This window comes from Sphingomonas sp., from assembly GCF_039595165.1.
Taxonomy (GTDB): Bacteria; Pseudomonadota; Alphaproteobacteria; order Sphingomonadales; family Sphingomonadaceae; genus Sphingomonas.
In genome coordinates this window covers 22,306-40,076 of sequence record NZ_JBCNMA010000003.1, presented here as the reverse complement: position 1 = coordinate 40,076, position 17,771 = coordinate 22,306, and the positions used below count along the sequence as shown (strand labels likewise).

12 protein-coding genes and 1 tRNA gene are annotated in these 17,771 nt (G+C 68.3%); 8 read left to right on the top strand and 5 right to left on the bottom strand.

Translation table 11 applies throughout. The features are described 5' to 3' along the window. Nucleotides 1-46 precede the first annotated feature (46 nt). Nucleotides 47-253, top strand: a complete 207-nt coding sequence (locus ABDV68_RS00965) for a hypothetical protein (protein ID WP_343517772.1) — start codon at nt 47-49, stop codon at nt 251-253. A gap of 381 nt (nt 254-634) precedes the next feature. Continuing rightward, on the top strand, nt 635-1,801 hold the full coding sequence (locus ABDV68_RS00960) for a hypothetical protein (protein ID WP_343517771.1): 1,167 nt from the start codon (nt 635-637) through the stop codon (nt 1,799-1,801). Here the strand turns inward: ABDV68_RS00960 and ABDV68_RS00955 are convergent. Then, nucleotides 1,778-3,043, bottom strand: coding sequence for an integrase arm-type DNA-binding domain-containing protein (locus tag ABDV68_RS00955; RefSeq protein WP_343517770.1), 1,266 nt, complete (start codon nt 3,041-3,043; stop codon nt 1,778-1,780). The two genes, ABDV68_RS00960 and ABDV68_RS00955, sit on opposite strands and share 24 nt — an antisense overlap. 161 nt (nt 3,044-3,204) lie before the next feature. Next, nucleotides 3,205-3,291: transfer RNA gene (locus ABDV68_RS00950), tRNA-Leu, on the bottom strand. A 133-nt stretch (nt 3,292-3,424) separates the two neighbouring features. On the opposite strand from ABDV68_RS00950, the gene ABDV68_RS00945 reads away from it, so the two are divergent. The 5 genes from ABDV68_RS00945 to ABDV68_RS00925 all read left to right on the top strand — a co-directional run bounded on the left by ABDV68_RS00945 (nt 3,425) and on the right by ABDV68_RS00925 (nt 12,438). Then, nucleotides 3,425-4,357, top strand: a complete 933-nt coding sequence (locus tag ABDV68_RS00945; RefSeq protein WP_343517769.1) for a complex I NDUFA9 subunit family protein — start codon at nt 3,425-3,427, stop codon at nt 4,355-4,357. Nucleotides 4,358-4,414: 57 nt separating this feature from the next. Then, nucleotides 4,415-5,215 (top strand): undecaprenyl-diphosphate phosphatase, encoded by an 801-nt coding sequence (locus ABDV68_RS00940; RefSeq protein WP_343517768.1) that lies wholly within the window; start codon nt 4,415-4,417, stop codon nt 5,213-5,215. 140 nt (nt 5,216-5,355) lie between these two features. Further along, entirely contained in the window at nt 5,356-6,822 is a 1,467-nt protein-coding gene (locus ABDV68_RS00935; RefSeq protein WP_343517767.1) for an NAD(P)-dependent oxidoreductase, read from the top strand. Nucleotides 6,823-6,842: 20 nt separating this feature from the next. Next, entirely contained in the window at nt 6,843-11,363 is a 4,521-nt protein-coding gene (gltB, locus tag ABDV68_RS00930) for a glutamate synthase large subunit (RefSeq protein ID WP_343517766.1), read from the top strand. A gap of 406 nt (nt 11,364-11,769) precedes the next feature. Further along, nucleotides 11,770-12,438 (top strand): glutathione S-transferase family protein, encoded by a 669-nt coding sequence (locus ABDV68_RS00925; protein WP_265117563.1) that lies wholly within the window; start codon nt 11,770-11,772, stop codon nt 12,436-12,438. Nucleotides 12,439-12,451: 13 nt separating this feature from the next. Here ABDV68_RS00925 and ABDV68_RS00920 read toward each other — a convergent pair whose 3' ends face one another. Continuing rightward, entirely contained in the window at nt 12,452-13,003 is a 552-nt protein-coding gene (locus ABDV68_RS00920) for a hypothetical protein (RefSeq protein ID WP_343517765.1), read from the bottom strand. A gap of 113 nt (nt 13,004-13,116) precedes the next feature. Here ABDV68_RS00920 and ABDV68_RS00915 point away from each other — a divergent pair, with 113 nt between their 5' ends. After that, nucleotides 13,117-13,992, top strand: coding sequence for a bifunctional helix-turn-helix transcriptional regulator/GNAT family N-acetyltransferase (locus ABDV68_RS00915; RefSeq protein WP_343517764.1), 876 nt, complete (start codon nt 13,117-13,119; stop codon nt 13,990-13,992). 9 nt (nt 13,993-14,001) lie between these two features. Here the strand turns inward: ABDV68_RS00915 and ABDV68_RS00910 are convergent, their stop codons facing one another. Next, nucleotides 14,002-16,098 (bottom strand): PBP1A family penicillin-binding protein, encoded by a 2,097-nt coding sequence (locus ABDV68_RS00910; RefSeq protein WP_343517763.1) that lies wholly within the window; start codon nt 16,096-16,098, stop codon nt 14,002-14,004. Nucleotides 16,099-16,155: 57 nt separating this feature from the next. Next, nucleotides 16,156-17,751: a serine hydrolase gene (locus tag ABDV68_RS00905; RefSeq protein ID WP_343517762.1), complete on the bottom strand. Its 1,596-nt coding sequence runs from the start codon at nt 17,749-17,751 to the stop codon at nt 16,156-16,158. Between the last annotated feature and the right edge of the window lie 20 nt (nt 17,752-17,771).

Below are 17,771 nucleotides of genomic sequence, written 5' to 3'. Positions count from 1 at the left end.
TGAATTGCAAGGGCTTCGGCCCAGCGTTCTTCATCAGGCGTCACGGTTGAACCATACCAGCGAAGAGATGGTCAGTTTCCGCTTTCCTACAGATCGTCATGTCGTCCACAGTCCTTGCATGGCACGGCAGGACAATGACGACACGCCCACTGTTCGGGAAGCAATGGAATTCTGGATTGTCGGCACGCTGCTGGCGGCGGCGGTGTTAACCGGCGCGTGGGGCCTAATGCGGTGGCTGTTTAGCTGGCACTGAGGGCAGCGTCGACCGCGGGCAAAACATCGGGGCGCCTGTATCCACCAGTTTACGCGCAGAGCGATTGATTGATTGCGGGCCCGCCGTGAGCGGCACTTTTTTGTCGGCGGGCGATGTCTCGGCGCAGTCGGCGGCGGCCTTTGGCAAGTCCTAGTCGATTATCAGGCGGTGGATGTGGAAGCAGGTCAAGCGGAAGGTCCCTCTCGTCAGGCGCACTGATCGCGCGTCCCGGCGCTCACTCAATCGGTACCGTGATATTTACGGCAAATCCCGATGGAGGACAGAACCCGACGGCTTTGTTTTCGGTCCTCCAGACCGGCCTTAGGGGAAACCAGTTCTCCGTCGTCTACATAGCGTAGTCCAATCACGGGTTCACTTGCATTGCCCCAGGCTCTCCTCACTCGCGCGGAGCTGTACGAACTTGTCTGGGCCGAGCCGCTCAACAAGATCGCCGAGCGCTTCGACACCTCGGGCCAGCGGCTCAGCCAGATCTGCGATGCGCACGCGATCGACAGACCGGAACAGGGACACTGGCTCCGGATCGAAATGGGCAGGCCCGTCAGCGTACGACCGCTCAAACCCGCTCCTGCCGGCGTTCCGGAGCTCATCTTGATCAGCCCGAGCAAGCGAGAAAAGGCGCATGCGTCCGTCGAAACTGTCCCATGCGTGCCCGACGCCGATTCTTCCGCTGCCAACACGCTCAGGGTGCCAGAGCGGCTCGTGCGGCCGCATGCTCTGATTGCCGAGTGGATTGCCGTTCGCGAGCGGGAAGTCCGCAAGAAGGAGCAGGTCTACGATCCCCGGCTGAAGCGGCTCATAATGCCGACGCCGCTGACGGCCGCCGATCGACGCCGCTTCAGGCTCGCCGATGCGATCTTCAAGGCGGTCGAGAAGCAGGGGGTACAGGTTCGGAAGGACGAGCGCCGCGAACTGCTGATGGTGCGGAACGGTGAGCAACTCACCTTCCAGCTGCGATATCGCCTCAAGCGCGGCCAAAGGCAGCTCACGCCGGACGAGCTGCGCTGGCGCGGGCCGGACGCAGAGAAATGGGTCTACGAACTCAACGAAACCGACTCGCTCCTCTTCGAGATCAAGACGTGGCTTCCACGAGGAGCGCGCACGGAATGGGAAGATTCGAAGCGCGCGACGCTGGAGCAGCAGCTCGACGACATCGTAGCCGGTATCATGGGTGCCTTCCCTGCGCTCGAGCAGCTTCGCAGGGAGCGGGAGGAGGATCGCCGCCGGAGCGGGCTTGCGGCCCAAGAGCGGCGTGAGCGCGAGAATGCGCGCAAGCTCGATGCCGCGCGCTTTCGGCGCCTGCTCGAGCTGGCTTCGGCTTGGCGCGAGGCGGAGCTCGCCCGCGCGTTCCTGGCGGCTCTGCGGGAGCGGCTGCCGCCGGACACACTTCCGGTCGCCGGCATCGACGCCGCCGACTGGCTCGCTTGGGCGGAGCGAAAAGTCGAGGAGCACGACCGGCTCAATGGCGGCGCCGGGTCCGTCTTCGAATCGATCGCCGGGGTCACTTTATGGACCTACCCCGATGCGTGACGCATGAAGCGCCCCAGCTGCGCCAGCGCCGAAGTTCGGCTTCAGGAGCTTCGCGCCGTCGCGGAGATGATCGAGGTGATCGGACCAGTGCTGCATCATCCGCACCCGCTCGTCCCAGTATTCGCCGCGGGTATAGGCGCGGCGCACCCCGTTGTTCTCCATATGCGCGAGCTGGCGCTCGATCGCGTCCGGGTTAAACAGGCCCGACTCGTTGAGGAGCGTAGCTGCCATCGCCCGGAAGCCGTGTGCGGTCATCTGATCCTGCTTGAAGCCAAGCACGCGGAGCGCGGCATTGACCGTGTTCTCCGACATCGGCCGCCGCGGCGAGCGGAACGACGGGAAGCAGTAACGCCCGGTGCCGGTCAGCTCGTGCAGATCCTCGAACAGCCCGACCACCTGGGTCGAGAGCGGGACCCGGTGCGGCCGGCGCATCTTCATCTTTTCCGCCGGGATCGCCCAGACGGCGCGCTCGAAATCGAACTCGCTCCATTCCGCCTGGCGCAGCTCGCCCGGTCGGACGAACAGATGGGCGGAGAGCCGGAGCGCATAGAGCGTGATGGCGTGGCCGCTATAGCCTTCGATCGCCCGCATCAGCTCGCCCGCGCCCTTCTCGGTGGTGATCGCCGCAAGGTGCTTCACCTTGGGAACGGTGAGCGCGCCCCGAAGGTCGCGCGCCGGGTCGTGCTCGGCTCGTGTGGTCGCGATGGCGTAGCGGAACACCCGGCTGAGCACACTGCGCATCCGGCGCGCGCTTTCGTAGCGGCCAGTGGCCTCGACCGAGCGGAGCACGGCGAGCACTTCCTGCGCGGTGATCTTCGCGATCGGGCGGTTGCCGAGCTTGGGATAGGCCTTGGCGAGCAGCCAGCGGACCTTGCTCAGCGTGACGTCCGCCATCCCCTCGCGTTCGTTCTTGGCGATCCACTCCTCGGCGACCAGCTTGAAGCTGTTCTCCTCGGATAGCTTCTCGCGAGCGGCCGCGAGCTTGGCTTCATGCGAGGGGTCGCGGCCGGCCGCGATCATCCGCCGCGCCTCGTCGCGCTGCCCGCGCGCGTCGACGAGGCTGACCTCCGGCCACGCGCCGAACGAAAGCGTCCGCTGCTTGCCGAGATGGGCGTAGTTGAGCCGCCAGAGCTTCCGGCCGTTCGGTTTGACGAGAAGATAGAGCCCGGCCCCGTCGGTGAGCTTATATTCGCGCTCGCGTGGTTTGGCGTTTGTGATGGTCGTTGAGTAGAGTCTTCCCATGGTATCCGCCCGTCCATGCGGGGTCTCCGATACCATGCAGGATACCATATTTGTTCCCGATTGGTGCCGGATCAGCCCGGATTTGACCGGACGGTCATAGCACAAAAAACGGCAGAAGTCCGCCGTTTTTCGACGTTCTCGGATGCCCTCGGAAGAACAAATGGTGCCCAGAAGAGGACTCGAACCTCCACGGCCTTGCGACCGCCAGCACCTGAAGCTGGTGCGTCTACCAATTCCGCCATCTGGGCACGGGGTAGGCGGGCGCCTCTAGGGGACGGCCGGGGGGCCTGTCAACCGCTTCTCGCAGCCGGTCGCGGCACGGTTGCCCTTTGCCGCGCCACGCGGCATGGGGAGCGCGTTGGACAGACTTTCGAGGGCGCGATGAAGGACAGGCTGGTGACGGTGATCGGCGGCGGCGGGTTCGTCGGACGCTATGTCGCGCAAGCGCTGCTCAAGGCCGGCGCACGCGTGCGTATCGCCCAGCGCGACCCGCGCCAGGCGTGGTTCCTGAAGCCGCTGGGCGGGCTCGGCCAGACCCAGTTCGTCGCCGCCGACGTGACCCGGGCCGATTCGCTGGCGCGTGCCGTCGCCGGATCGGATGCGGTGGTGAACCTCGCGGGCGCGTTCGGACGCCAGGCCTATCCGGTGAACACCGCCGGCGCCGAGAATGCCGCCAAGGCCGCCGCCGCGGCGGGCGCGTCCGCCTTCGTCCACGTCTCCGCGCTCGGCGCGGATCCGGATGCCAAGTCCGACTATGGCCGCTCCAAGGGCGAGGGCGAGCAGCTGGTGCGCGACGCCTTCCCCAGCGCCACGATCGTCCGGCCCTCGTTCATCTTCGGGCGCGAGGATCAGTTCGTGAACCGCTTCGCCGCGCTCGCCGCGCAGGCGCCGGTCGTGCCTGTGCTGCGCGGGCAGGTGCGGATCCAGCCGGTCTATGTCGCCGACGTCGCGGCGGCGGTGGTCAAGGCGCTCGCCGACCCGCGGGCGTTTGCCGGGCGCACGCTCGAGCTCGGCGGGCCCGACGTGATGACGTTCGCGCAGTTCCAGCGCTGGCTGGTCGCGGAGACCGGCCGCCGCAAGGGCGTGGTCGAACTGCCCGACCTCGTCGGCGCCGGCATCGCCACGCTCGGCTTCCTGCCGGGCATGCCGATCAGCTGGGACCAGTGGCTGATGCTGCAGCAGGATAACGTAACGGCGGACAACGCGCTGCCCGAGCTCGGCGTCACGCCGACCCCGCTCGGCGCGGTCGCACCCGGCTGGCTGGCCCAGTATCGCCGCCACGGCCGCTTCGCGGGCTCGCACCAGGCCGCCTGACATCCGCCGCACCGGCAAGCGTGAAGCCGGGCGCGCCCCGGCGAGGGGCGTACCCAGATGAACGACATCCTGACCTACATCCTGCTCGGCATCATCGAGGGGCTGACCGAGTTCCTGCCGGTCTCCTCGACCGGGCATTTGATCCTCGCCGGCGAGCTGTTCGGGTTCAACGACACGAGCTCGCTCACCTTCAAGATCGCGATCCAGTTCGGCGCGATCCTGGCGGTGCTGGTCGCCTATTGGCGCACCTTCTGGGACCGCGGCATCGGCCTGTTGCGCCGCGAGCCGCAGTCGGTGGCGTTCGTGCGCAACATCCTGATCGGCTTCGCGCCCGCATTGGTGATCGGGGTGGTCGCCTATGACGCGATCCGCGCCGCGATGCAGACGCCGGTGATCGTCGCGGTGGCGCTGATCGTCGGCGGCGTCGCGATCCTGCTGATCGAGCGGATCGTGAAGATCGTGCGCTACAGCCGCGTCGAGGCGATCCCGACCGGCACCGCGGTGTCGATCGGGATCGTCCAGTGCCTGGCGATGCTGCCAGGCGTCAGCCGATCGGGCGCGACGATCATGGGATCGCTGCTGATGGGAGTCGAGCGCAAGACCGCGGCCGAGTTCAGCTTCTTCCTCGCCGTGCCGACGATGCTCGCCGCGACGGTTTATTCGCTGTGGAAGGATCGCGCGCTGCTCAGCGTCGACGATTTGGGAGCGATCGCGATCGGGTTCGGCGCGGCGTTCGTGGTGGCGCTGCTCGTGGTGCGGGCATTCGTGAAGGTCGTCGGCCGCTACGGCTTCGCGCCTTTTGCCTGGTACCGGATCATCGCCGGAATGGCGGCATTGATCTGGCTGCTTATGAGATAAGGCCGGATCGGACATAACATTGTAAGAAAATTTCGCAATGATCGATTCCGGCCTATAGGCGCCAAGATATACGACAGCATTACTGACCTATAGGCCGGTTTTCGCGTGACTCCCCTCGCGAAACCTGCCAACGGCGCAGCATGGCCAAGGAAGTCATGCTCAAATTCGTCGACCGCGCGCAGGCGTTTCCGCCCAAGCGCGAGCCCCAGTTGCGCGCGCAGGATTTCCGCGAGATCGCGGAACGCTACGCCCCGCCCTCCGCCGAGGAGCAGGCCGGGCGCTGCTCGCAATGCGGGGTCCCGTACTGCTCGGTGCACTGCCCGCTGCACAACCACATCCCGGACTGGCTGCGGCTGACCGCCGAGGGACGGCTGCGCGAGGCGTATGAGCTCAGCAACGCCACCTCGACCATGCCCGAGATCTGCGGTCGCATCTGCCCGCAGGACCGGCTGTGCGAGGGCAATTGCGTCATCGAATTCTCCGATCACGGCGCGGTCACGATCGGATCGGTCGAGAAGTTCATCACCGACACCGCCTGGGAAGAAGGCTGGGTCGAGCCGCTCGTCCCCGGCCCCGCGCGGGGCCAGTCGGTCGGCGTGATCGGCGCGGGCCCGGCCGGCCTCACCGCCGCCGAATATCTGCGCGGCTTCGGCTATGAGGTGCACGTCTATGACCGGCACGACCGGCCGGGCGGGCTGCTGACCTACGGCATCCCCGGCTTCAAGCTCGAGAAGCAGGTCGTCATGCGCCGCACCGACCGCCTCGCCGCGGGCGGCATCGTCTTCCACCAGAGCTTCGAGGTCGGCCGCGACGCGACGCTCGAGCAGCTGCGCGCCAGGCATGACGCGATCCTGATCGCCACCGGCGTGTACAAGGCGCGCGCGATCAAGGCGCCGGGCGTCGGCGCCGCGGGCGTGGTCGAGGCGCTCGACTATCTCATCGCGTCGAACCGCAAGAGCTTCGGCGATGCCGTGCCCGCGTTCGACGACGGGTCGCTCGATGCCGCCGGCAAGCATGTCGTGGTGATCGGCGGCGGCGATACCGCGATGGACTGCGTGCGCACCGCGGTGCGCCAGGGCGCCGCGTCGGTGAAGTGCCTCTATCGCCGCGATCGCGCCAACATGCCGGGCAGCCAGCGCGAGACCGCCAATGCCGAGGAGGAAGGCGTCGAGTTCGTCTGGCTCTCGGCCCCGCATGCGTTCGAGGGCGGTGACCGGGTCAGCGGCGTGCGCGCCACCGGCATGCGGCTCGGCGCGCCCGACCCGAGCGGCCGCCGCGCGCCCGAGCCCGACCCGGGCTCCGAGTTCACCGTCCAGGCCGACCTGGTGATCAAGGCGCTCGGCTTCGACGCCGAGGATCTGCCGACGCTGTTCGGCGCGGCCGAGCTCGGCGTGACTCGCTGGGGCACGATCCGCACCGACGCGCGCAGCATGATGTCCAACCTCGACGGCGTGTTCGCGGCGGGCGACATCGTCAAGGGCGCGAGCCTGGTCGTCCAGGCGATCCGCGACGGCCGCGACGTCAGCGAGCGGATGCACGCCTGGCTCAAGGCGCAGAAGGCCGCCGCACCGGCGCTATCCCCGCGCAACGAGCGGGAAGCGGCATGACTCCTTTTCTGGAAACCGACATGACCAGCCGTCCAACGCTTGAGCAGGAACGCTTCCGCCTTGCCGCCGAGGGCATGTACCGCCCCGAATTCGAGGGCGATGCCTGCGGCGTCGGCATGGTCGCCGCGATCGACGGCCAGGCCTCACGCCGCGTGGTGCAGAGCGCGATCGACGCGCTGAAGGCGGTGTGGCACCGCGGCGCGGTCGATGCCGACGGCAAGACCGGCGACGGCGCCGGCATCCATGTCGACCTGCCGTTGCGCTTCTTCGACGACGCGGTGCTCGCCTCGGGCCACCGCGTGCTGCCCAACCGGCTCGCGGTCGGCATGATCTTCATGCCGCGCGTCGACCTCGGCGCGCAGGAAGCGTGCCGCACGATCGTCGAGAGCGCGATCATCGAGGCCGGCTACACCATCTATGGCTGGCGGCAGGTGCCGGTCGACGTGTCCGTGATCGGGCTCAAGGCCCAGGCGACGCGACCCGAGATCGAGCAGATCATGATCGCCGGCCCGATGCCCGACGAGGTGTCCGAGGCCGAGTTCGAGAAGAACCTCTATCTCGTCCGCCGCCGGATCGAGAAGCGCATCATCGCGGCGCAGATCAGCGGCTTCTACATCTGCTCGCTGAGCTGCCGCTCGGTGATCTACAAGGGGCTGTTCCTCGCGGAATCGCTCTCCGAATTCTATCCCGATCTCAAGGACGAGCGCTTCGTCAGCCGCGTCGCGATCTTCCACCAGCGCTATTCGACCAACACCTTCCCGCAATGGTGGCTGGCGCAGCCGTTCCGCTGCCTGGCGCACAATGGCGAGATCAACACGATCCGCGGCAACAAGAACTGGATGCTCAGCCACGAGATCAAGATGGCGAGCCTCGCCTTCGGCGAGCATTCGGAGGACATCAAGCCGGTGATCCCGGCGGGCGCATCGGACACCGCCGCGCTCGACGCGGTGTTCGAGGCGATCTGCCGCTCGGGCCGCGACGCGCCGACCGCCAAGCTGATGCTGGTGCCCGAGGCGATGGGCCCGGAAACCCCCGCGAACCACCTGGCCATGTACAAATATCTGGCGAGCGTGATGGAGCCGTGGGACGGCCCCGCCGCGCTGGCGATGACCGACGGCCGCTGGGCGGTCGCGGGCGTCGACCGCAACGCGCTGCGCCCGCTGCGCTACACGCGCACCGCCGACGGGTTGCTCGTCGTCGGCTCCGAGACCGGCATGGTCCAGATCCCGGAATCGACCGTGGTCGCCAAGGGCCGGCTGGGGCCGGGGCAGATGATCGCGGTCGATCTCGACGAAGGCCGCTTCTATGCCGACGCCGAGGTCAAGGACCGGATCGCCGACGAGTATGACTATGCCGGGATGATCGGCGAGTTCCTGACCGTCGACGACCTGCCCGCGGCCGAGGAGGCCGGCCCGCGCTTCGACCGCGCCGAGCTCACTCGCCGCCAGGTCGCGGCGGGCCAGACGCTCGAGGACATGGAGCTGATCCTCTCGCCGATGGTGACCGACGCCAAGGAAGCGGTCGGATCGATGGGCGACGACACCCCGCTCGCCGTCATCTCGGACAAGCCGCGGCTGATCAGCCAGTTCTTCCGCCAGAACTTCTCGCAGGTCACCAACCCGCCGATCGACAGCCTGCGCGAGCGGCACGTGATGTCGCTCAAGACGCGCTTCGGCAACCTCGCCAACATCCTCGACACCGGGGAGACCGCGAACAAGGTGCTGGTGCTCGAAAGCCCGGTGCTGACCAACGGCGACTGGGCGCGCTTGAAGGCGCATTTCGGCGCGCTCGCCGCCGAGATCGACTGCACCTTCCCCGCGGGCGGCGGACCGGAGACGCTGCGCGCGGCGATCACCGACATCCGCTTCAAGGCCGAGCAGGCGGTGCGCGCCGGCGCGACCGAGCTGTTCCTGACCGACGAGCATGTCGGGCCCGAGCGCGTCGCCATCGCCGGCGTGCTGGCGGCGGCGGCGGTGCACACGCATCTCGTGCGCAAGGGGCTGCGTTCCTATGCCAGCGTCAACGTGCGCTCGGCCGAGTGCCTCGACACGCATTATTATGCCGTGCTGATCGGCGTCGGCGCGACCACGGTGAACGCCTATCTCGCCGAGGCCGCGATCGCCGACCGCCACGCGCGCGGGCTGTTCGGCGACATGGACTTCGAGCAAGCGCTCAGGAACCACCGCAAGGCGATCGACGAGGGCCTGCTCAAGATCATGTCGAAGATGGGGATCGCGGTGATCTCCTCGTACCGCGGCGGCTACAACTTCGAAGCGGTCGGGCTCTCCCGCGCGCTGGTCAACGACTTCTTCCCGGGGATGCCGGCGAAGATCTCGGGCGAGGGCTATGCCTCGCTGCATCTCAACGCCAGGCTGCGGCACGAGGCGGCGTTCGACACCTCGGTCGCGACGCTGCCGATCGGCGGTTTCTACCGCCAGCGCCATGGCGGCGAGACCCATGCCTATTCGGCGCAGCTGATGCACACGCTGCAGACCGCGGTCGCGACCGACAGCTACTCGACCTATCTGCAATTCTCGCGCGGCGTGCGCGACCTGCCGCCGGTTTACCTCCGCGACCTGCTCGAGTTCAACTTCCCGAACGAGGGCGTGCCGATCGACCAGGTCGAGGCGATCACCGAGATCCGCAAGCGCTTCGTGACGCCGGGCATGTCGCTCGGCGCGCTCAGCCCGGAGGCGCACGAGACGCTGGCGATCGCGATGAACCGCATCGGCGCGCGCGCCGTGTCGGGCGAGGGCGGCGAGGATTCGATCCGCTACCAGCCCTATGCCAATGGCGACAACGCCAACTCCTCGATCAAGCAGATCGCCTCGGGCCGCTTCGGCGTGACGGCGGAATATCTCAACGCCTGCGACGAGGTCGAGATCAAGGTCGCGCAGGGCGCCAAGCCCGGCGAGGGCGGCCAGCTGCCCGGCTTCAAGGTCACCGAGTTCATCGCCCGGCTGCGCCACTCGACGCCGGGCGTGACGCTGATCTCGCCGCCGCCGCACCACGACATCTACTCGATCGAGGATCTGGCGCAGCTCATCTACGACCTCAAGCAGATCAACCCGCGCGCGCGGGTGTGCGTCAAGTTGGTAAGCTCCGCCGGCATCGGCACGGTCGCGGCGGGCGTCGCCAAGGCGCATGCCGACGTGATCCTCGTCGCCGGCCATGTCGGCGGCACCGGCGCCTCGCCGCAGACCTCGGTCAAGTACGCCGGCACGCCGTGGGAGATGGGGCTTTCCGAGGTCAACCAGACGCTGACCCTCAACGGCCTGCGCGGCCGGGTGAAGCTACGCACCGACGGCGGGCTCAAGACCGGGCGCGACATCGTCGTCGCCGCGATCCTCGGCGCCGAGGAGTTCGGCATCGGCACGCTCAGCCTCGTCGCGATGGGCTGCATCATGGTGCGCCAGTGCCACTCGAACACCTGCCCGGTCGGCGTGTGCACCCAGGACGAACGGCTGCGCGCCAAGTTCACCGGGTCGCCGGAGAAGGTCATCAACCTGATGACCTTCATCGCCGAGGAGGTTCGCGAGATCCTGGCGAAGCTCGGGGTCAAGAGCCTCGACGAGGTGATCGGGCGTACCGAGCTGCTCCGCCAGGTCAGCCGCGGCGCCGAGCATCTCGACGACCTCGACCTCAATCCGATCCTCGCCAAGGTCGATGCGGACGAGAACGAGCGCCGCTTCTCGCTCAACACCTTCCGCAACGCGGTGCCCGACAGCCTCGACGCGCAGATCATCGCCGATGCCAAGGCGGTGTTCGAGCGCGGCGAGAAGATGCAGCTCGCCTATAATGTCCGCAACACGCACCGCGCCGTCGGCACGCGGCTGTCGAGCGAGATCACGCGCAAGTTCGGCATGTCGAAGCTCAACGACGGCCATGTCCAGGTCCGCCTGCGCGGCTCGGCCGGCCAGTCGCTCGGCGCCTTCCTGTGCAAGGGCGTGACGCTAGAGGTGTTCGGCGACGCCAACGACTATGTCGGCAAGGGCCTGTCGGGCGGCACGATCGTGGTGCGCCCGCTGGTGAGCTCGCCGCTCGACAGCCGGGCGAACACGATCATCGGCAACACCGTCCTCTACGGCGCGACCAGCGGCAAGCTGTTCGCCGCGGGTCAGGCGGGCGAACGCTTCGCGGTGCGCAACTCGGGCGCGCAGGTCGTGGTCGAGGGCTGCGGCGCGAACGGCTGCGAATACATGACCGGCGGCGTCGCGGTGGTGCTCGGCCGCACCGGCGCGAACTTCGGCGCGGGCATGACCGGCGGCATGGCGTTCATCTATGACGAGGACGGCGTGTTCGAGGGCAACGCCAACCCCGACAGCATCGTGTGGCAACGTTTGTCGTCGATGCACTGGGAAGCGGTGCTCAAGAACCTCGTCGCCGAGCATCATGCCGCGACCGACAGCAACTGGTCGGGTGGCCTGCTCGAGGATTGGGAGCGCGTGCGCGGGCATTTCTGGCAGGTCGTGCCAAAGGAGATGCTCGAGCGGCTGGCGCATCCGCTCGACGACACCCAAGTGCTGGTCGCGGCCGAATGAGAACTGGCTGGGCGTGGGCAAGAAAAAAATGGATCGCTTGCAATGTTGGAATTGATCTGCTTGCCTGCACGTACCGGGTGACTCCGGGTCTCTCTTTGACATCGCAGGATCAATTCCGGACGGCATGCTCGACAGTGTCAAGCTAGTGTAAACTTCCGCGTTGACGCAGCTTGAGAGGTGTCAACTCTCCCATCCGTCATCCCCGCGCAGGCGGGGATCCATTCGCCCTGCCGTCGAGGCTCGATCCGCACCGTTGGGATGAATGGATTCCCGCCTGCGCGGGAATGACGACGGAAATGTGAGGCGCCTGCTCCAAACTACCTCACCACCAAAACTTCCGCGGTCGCAAATGCGCTCGGGCACTCGCATCTTGCCGCCCCCGGCTCCTCGCGCCTAAAGCCACGGCATGTGGCAGCTCTACCAGTTCCCGCTTTGCCCGTTCTCGCGCAAGGTCCGGCTCGTCCTCGGTGAGAAGGGCGTCGGCTATGAGCCGGTGCGCGAATCCCCCTGGGCGCGGCGCGACGAGTTCCTCGACATGAATCCCGCCGGGCAGACCCCGGTGATGGCCGACGACCGCGGCGTGGTGCTGATCGACTCGGTCGCGATCTGCGAGTTCTTCGAGGAGACGGTGAGCAAGGCCGCCCTGCTCAACGGCACCGCCGCCGACCGCGCCGAGATCCGCCGCCTGGTCGCCTGGTTCGACGTCCAGTTCTTCCGCGACATCACCGGGCCGCTGCTGCACGAGCGCATGCTCAAGCGCATCGTCCACCGCGCGACGCCGGATTCCACCGCGCTGCGCGAGGCGATGAAGGCGGCGGTGGCGCATCTCGACTATATCGACTTCCTGCTCGATCACCGCACCTGGCTCGGCGGCGCGACGATGAGCCTCGCCGATCTCGCCGCCGCTGCGCAGATCAGCGTCGCCGACTATCTCGGCGGGATCGACTGGAAGAGCCATGAGCAGGCCAAGCGCTGGTATGTCGGCATGAAGAGCCGCCCGAGCTTCCGCCCGCTGCTCGCCGAGCGGATGGAGGGCATCAACCCGCCGCCGGACTACGAGAAGCTCGACCTGTAGGCGCACGCCGCCGTCAGGGGATCGAGATCGCCTCGTCCGACTGGGCGGGAAAGCGCCGGATCACCGCCGGGGCGAGCTTGGCGGCGAGCGCGGCCGGGGCATCCGCCTTCGTCCCCTCGGCCTGCGCCGTCACCGCGCGCCCGCTCCACACGCGCTGCATGCCCTCGCGCAGGACGATCTCGACCTCGAGCTCGGTGACCATCAGGCCGCGCAGCTGGCGCTTGTCGGAGGGCAGCATCATCCCGACCGCGACACCCCAATTGCCGACCGCGGTGGCGACGCCCTCCTCCTTGGCGTTCGAGGTCACCGCGCCGCGCGCGGTGCGGGTGAGCTTGATCCGCGCGACGTAGCGGCTTCGGCTCGTCACCGGCAGCGCGGTGAAGCTCGCGTCCATCAGCGCCCGCTCGACCGCGTCGGCAAAGGCCTGACGCACCACCGCCGGGCCGGCCTCCTTGGCCAGCGGCTCGATCGCGACGGTGCCCGGCCGCAGCGGCGCCGGCGCTTCCTGCGCGGCGGCCGGCACCGCGGCGGCAAGCGCGATCGTCATGAGCCAGTTCCTATGCATCGCTCGTCTCCTTGCCGCCTCTGTACGGATTTCTCGCACAACCCCCTGACGGAAACCAGCCAAAGCGCCCGCATTGCTTGACCCGCCGATATTATCTGACCTAAGTCAGATAAATGACCGTCGATCCTGTTTCCCGATTCCGGCGTTTCGCCCGCGCCGTCACGCGCGAGGTGGGCGCGCTCGACTCCTCGTTCCTCGGGCGCGGACGTCCGCTCGGCGCGGCGCGGGTGCTCAACGCGATCGGCGCGGGGCGCTCGGACGTCGCGGAGATCCGGACCTATCTCGGGCTCGATTCCGGGCTGATGAGCCGCCTGCTGCGCGGGCTCGAGGAAGACGGGCTGATCCGCACCACGCCGCATCCCGACGACGCCCGCCGCCGCGTCGCCACGCTCACCGCTTCGGGCATGCGCGAGTTCGAGGCCTATGAGACGCTGTCCGATGCGCGCGCATCGGCGCTGCTCGACCGCACGGCGCATGCGGACGAGCTGCTGCGCGCGATGGATCTGATCGCCTGCGCGCTCGGACGCGACCTCATCGCGATCGAGGAAATGGACCCCGCAAGCGGCGCGGCGCGGCATTGTCTCGAACGCTATTATGCCGAGCTCGCGGCGCGCTTCCCCACCGGCTTCGAGGTCGCCCGCTCGCGCGATCCCGATGCAAAGGACATGATCCGCCCGCGCGGCGCGTTCCTCGTCGCCATGTCGGACGGCATGCCGGTGGGCTGCGTCGGCCTCAAGGGCGGCGCGAGCGATGCGGCCGAGATCAAGCGGTTGTGGGTCTGCCCCAGCGCGCGCGGGCTCGGGCTGGGGCGGCGGCTGATGACCGCAGCCGAGGATGCCGCGCGCGACCTGTCGATCGCGACGCTGCGGCTCGACACCAATCGCGCGCTGCCCGAAGCGGCGAAGCTCTACCGCGCCACCGGGTGGACCGAGATCGAACGATTCAACGACGATCCCTATGCCCAGGTCTTCTTCGAGAAGCGCCTGTAGCGGCTCGCGCTAGAAGCCCTCGTCCCCCGGGACCGGCTCGCGGCGGCGGCGGTCGCGCTCCAGCGGCGGCGCATCGAGCCCCTCTTCGTCAGGCAACTCGCGCTCGGGTCGCACCATCTCGATGCTGCCGTCGCGGTTGACGCGCACGCCGACGCCTTCGCCGCCGATGCTGCCCTCGATCTCGATCGGCGCGTCGATGAAGTTCTCCCCGTCATCGACCAGCACGTCGGAGAGGTTCTCGGACACCGGCTCGGCCTTGGGCTGCGCGGTGACGCCGAGCGCCTGCGCCATGAAGTCGCGCCACACCCGCGCCGGCGCACCGCCGCCGGCAAGGCCGGGGTTGGGCGTGTTGTCGTCATTGCCCATCCACACGCCCGCGACGATGCCGCCGGCATAGCCGAGGAACAGCGCGTCGCGATTGTCCTGCGTCGTCCCGGTCTTGCCGAAGGTCTCGACCGACAGCGCCGCGCTCCGGCCGGTGCCCTCGCTCACCGCGGCCGCCATCAGCTCGCGCATGCCTTCGAGCTCGCGGCTGCCGAGCGGACGGTTCATGTTGGCGAAGCGCGAGAACCAGCCCGGCTCGTCCTCGGACGACAGCCCGCGCGGGCGCACCGGCGCCTCGCCCGCGGCGATCGCGGCATAGGCGGCGGTGAGCTCGAGCAGCGACACGGTCGAGGTGCCGAGCGCGATCGACGCCTCCTCGGCGATCGGGGTCGAGATGCCGAGATCGCGCGCCGCGCGGATCACCGCGCGCGGGCCGACATCCTTGATGAGGCGCGCCGCGGCGACGTTGCTCGACCGCGCAAAGGCCTGGCGCAGCGTGATCTCGCCGCGATAGCGCCCGTCATTGTTCTTGGGGCTCCACTCGCCGATCGTCACCGGCTCGTCGAGCACGGTCGAGTCCGGGCGCATGCCGTTGCGCAGCGCCGCGAGGTAGACGAACAGCTTGAAGGTCGAGCCCGGCTGGCGCCGCGCCTGGGTCGCGCGGTTGAACGGCGAGTCCGCATATTTCTTGCCGCCCACCATCGCGATCACGCGCCCGTCGGGTCGCATCGCGACGATCGCGATCTGCGACTGGCGCAGCCCGGCATTGCGCACCGCGCGCTCGGCGGCGCGCTGCATCCGCGTCTCGAGCGTGGTGGTCACCGTCTGCTCGGTCGCGATCTCGCCCGAACGGTCGCGCGCCTCGGGCAGGACCCAGTCAGCGAAATAGGTGCCCGACGGCAGCTGCTTGCTGCGCGCGAGGCGCAGGCGAGCGGGGGCGACCGCGCGTCCCTCGGCCTCGGTGAGGAAGCCGGCATCGACCATCGTGCCGACCACAACCTTCTGGCGGTCCTGCGCGCCCTTCAAGTTGGTCGAGGGCGCGAGCCGCGACGGCGCCTTGACGAGGCCCGCCAGCATCGCCGCCTGCGCCGTCGTCAGGTCGTCGGCCGGACGGCTGAAATAGTGCCGCGCGGCGGCGTCGAGGCCGTACTGGTTGTCGCCGAAATAGACGTTGGACAGGTAGCGCGAGAGGATCTCGTCCTTGGTCAGCCACGCCTCCAGCCAGAAGGCGATCAGCACTTCCTGGAACTTGCGGCCGAAGGTGCGCTTCGAGCTCAGGAACGCGTTCTTGGCGAGCTGCTGGGTGATCGTGCTGCCGCCCTGCGAGCTGTTGCTCGTGAAGACATTGTTGACGAAGGCGCGCAGGATGCCGCGCGGATCGATCCCCCAATGGCTGCGGAAGCGGCGATCCTCGACCGCGATGAACGCTTCGACGACGTGATCGGGCAGCTTGGCGGCGTCGACCGGTTTGCCGACCTCGGCCCCGGTCTTGGCGATCGGATTGCCCTCGGCCGAGAGCAGGGTGATCGACGGCGGCACCGGCGGCTCGAGCGACTTGCTGAGCGGGGCGGTGAACACCAGCCAGCCCACGGTGACGAAGAACAGCAGGATCAGCGCCGCGATCCCGCGCATGCTCCAGCGCCACCACGGACGCTGGCGCAGCGGCAGCCGGGGCGGCGGAGCGCCCGGCGGCAGACCGTCGCCGCCGAAGCCGGGAAAGGGATCGGCCGGCGCAGGGGCGCGGGGCTCGCCGATCTCGGGATAGAGAGTGTCGTAACGCATCGAACCAGGCACTGTATTATTCCAATATCACACTGGGTTCAAGCATCACACCTGCCATCACTTCACGGGCACGAAATCGAGGTGATGGAAGTCATAGCTGAAATCGGCGAGCGGCGAGAGCGCCTTCATCTTCACGCCGGTCACCTTGCCGTCGGCGACCGCGAAGGTGACCACCGCGTCCTCGCCGGTCCCAGCCACGAAGCGGGTGCGGAAGCTGTCGGTGCCCCAGGGCTCGAGCACACTCCTGAAGGCGGCCGTAGGCACGAACTCGATATGCAGCGCCTTCCCCTTCGCGGTCACGACGATATCGCCGTACCAGGCGTCGCGGTAGCGGCCGGCATAGGCGGCGAGGGGCAGGCTCGGCTTGCCTCCAGGCGGCTTGGCATCGCCGGCGGAGGTCGACGCGATCGCCTCGTCCTGCGCCTGCTTGTTGCGCCTCACATAGCTCGCCACCCAGTCATAGGAGGGCGCGGTGCCGAGCAGGTGATCGAGGATCGCGTTGCGGATGCCGCCCGAGACGCTGTCCTCGGTGTTGCTGAACACCGCGACGCCGATCCCGGCCGAGGGGATCATCGCGGTCTGCGTGACCTGGCCCGACAGGCCGCCCGAATGGCTGATCAGCCGGCGGCCGCGGAAATCCTGCACGATCCAGCCGAGCGCATAGCCCGACATCACCGGGCGCGCGGGGTTGGCATCGGTGCCGCCGTCGCTCGACGAGATGATCACTTGCGGCTTCCACATCTCGGCGGCGGAGTCCTTGCTCCACAGCCGCTTGCCGCCGGGCAGCTCGCCGAGCGCGAGCTGGACCTCGAGCCATTTGGCGATGTCGGTGACGCTGGCGTTGATTCCCGCGCCGGCATCGATCAGCGGGGCCTCGTCGGGCTTGATGGCCCGCATCGGTCCGACGCCGCGCACGGGCGGGCCGAGCCGCGCATGGCGCCCGGCGACATTGTCGGTGCGCAGCAGCTCGCGCGACGTCACCGCGTCGGCCATGCCCAGCGGCGCCAGCAGCCGCTCGCCGACAAAGGCACGCCAGCTCTTGCCCGAGATGCGCTCGATCAGGATGCCGGCGACGATGTAGAGGATGTTGTCATAGTCGTAGCCGGTGCGAAAGCCGCGCACCGGGCGCAGGAACTGCAGCGCGCGCATCACTTGCGCGGCATCGGCGGTCGATTGCGGGAAATACATGAGGTCGCCCGCACCGAGCGGCAGCCCGGAGCGGTGGACCAGCAGGTCGCGCACGGTGAACATGCCGGTCACCGCGGGATCGTGCATCTTGAACTCGGGCAGGTACCTGGTGAGCGGCTCGTCCCAGCCCAGCTTGCCTTCCTCGACCAGCATCGCGACCGCGGCGGCGGTGAACGCCTTCGAGTTGGAGGCGATGCCGAAGCGGGTATGCGCGTCGACCGGCCCGGGCCTGCCCATCGTGCGCACGCCATAGCCCTTGAGCCAGGCCGGCTGGCCCTTGCGCACGATCGCGACGCCGATGCCGGGGGTCTCGAACGCCCTCATGAAGTTCGCGACGATCGTATCGACCGCGGCATCGAGGCCGGCGGGTGCCGCATCCTGCGCCCGGGCCGGCCATGCCAATGCCGCCGCGCCGCCAAAGCCAAGCGCCAGCGCGCCGCGCCGGTCCACCGTCAATCCGCTCATCGAAACCCTCCGCTGCCGCG

Coding starts and splice junctions, on each gene's coding strand:
- ABDV68_RS00955 (WP_343517770.1), bottom strand. CDS start 3,043: ATGGGAAGACTCTACTCAACGACCATCACAAACGCCAAACCACGCGAG.
- ABDV68_RS00945 (WP_343517769.1), top strand. CDS start 3,425: ATGAAGGACAGGCTGGTGACGGTGATCGGCGGCGGCGGGTTCGTCGGA.
- ABDV68_RS00940 (WP_343517768.1), top strand. CDS start 4,415: ATGAACGACATCCTGACCTACATCCTGCTCGGCATCATCGAGGGGCTG.
- ABDV68_RS00935 (WP_343517767.1), top strand. CDS start 5,356: ATGGCCAAGGAAGTCATGCTCAAATTCGTCGACCGCGCGCAGGCGTTT.
- gltB (WP_343517766.1), top strand. CDS start 6,843: ATGACCAGCCGTCCAACGCTTGAGCAGGAACGCTTCCGCCTTGCCGCC.
- ABDV68_RS00925 (WP_265117563.1), top strand. CDS start 11,770: ATGTGGCAGCTCTACCAGTTCCCGCTTTGCCCGTTCTCGCGCAAGGTC.
- ABDV68_RS00920 (WP_343517765.1), bottom strand. CDS start 13,003: ATGCATAGGAACTGGCTCATGACGATCGCGCTTGCCGCCGCGGTGCCG.
- ABDV68_RS00915 (WP_343517764.1), top strand. CDS start 13,117: ATGACCGTCGATCCTGTTTCCCGATTCCGGCGTTTCGCCCGCGCCGTC.
- ABDV68_RS00910 (WP_343517763.1), bottom strand. CDS start 16,098: ATGCGTTACGACACTCTCTATCCCGAGATCGGCGAGCCCCGCGCCCCT.
- ABDV68_RS00905 (WP_343517762.1), bottom strand. CDS start 17,751: ATGAGCGGATTGACGGTGGACCGGCGCGGCGCGCTGGCGCTTGGCTTT.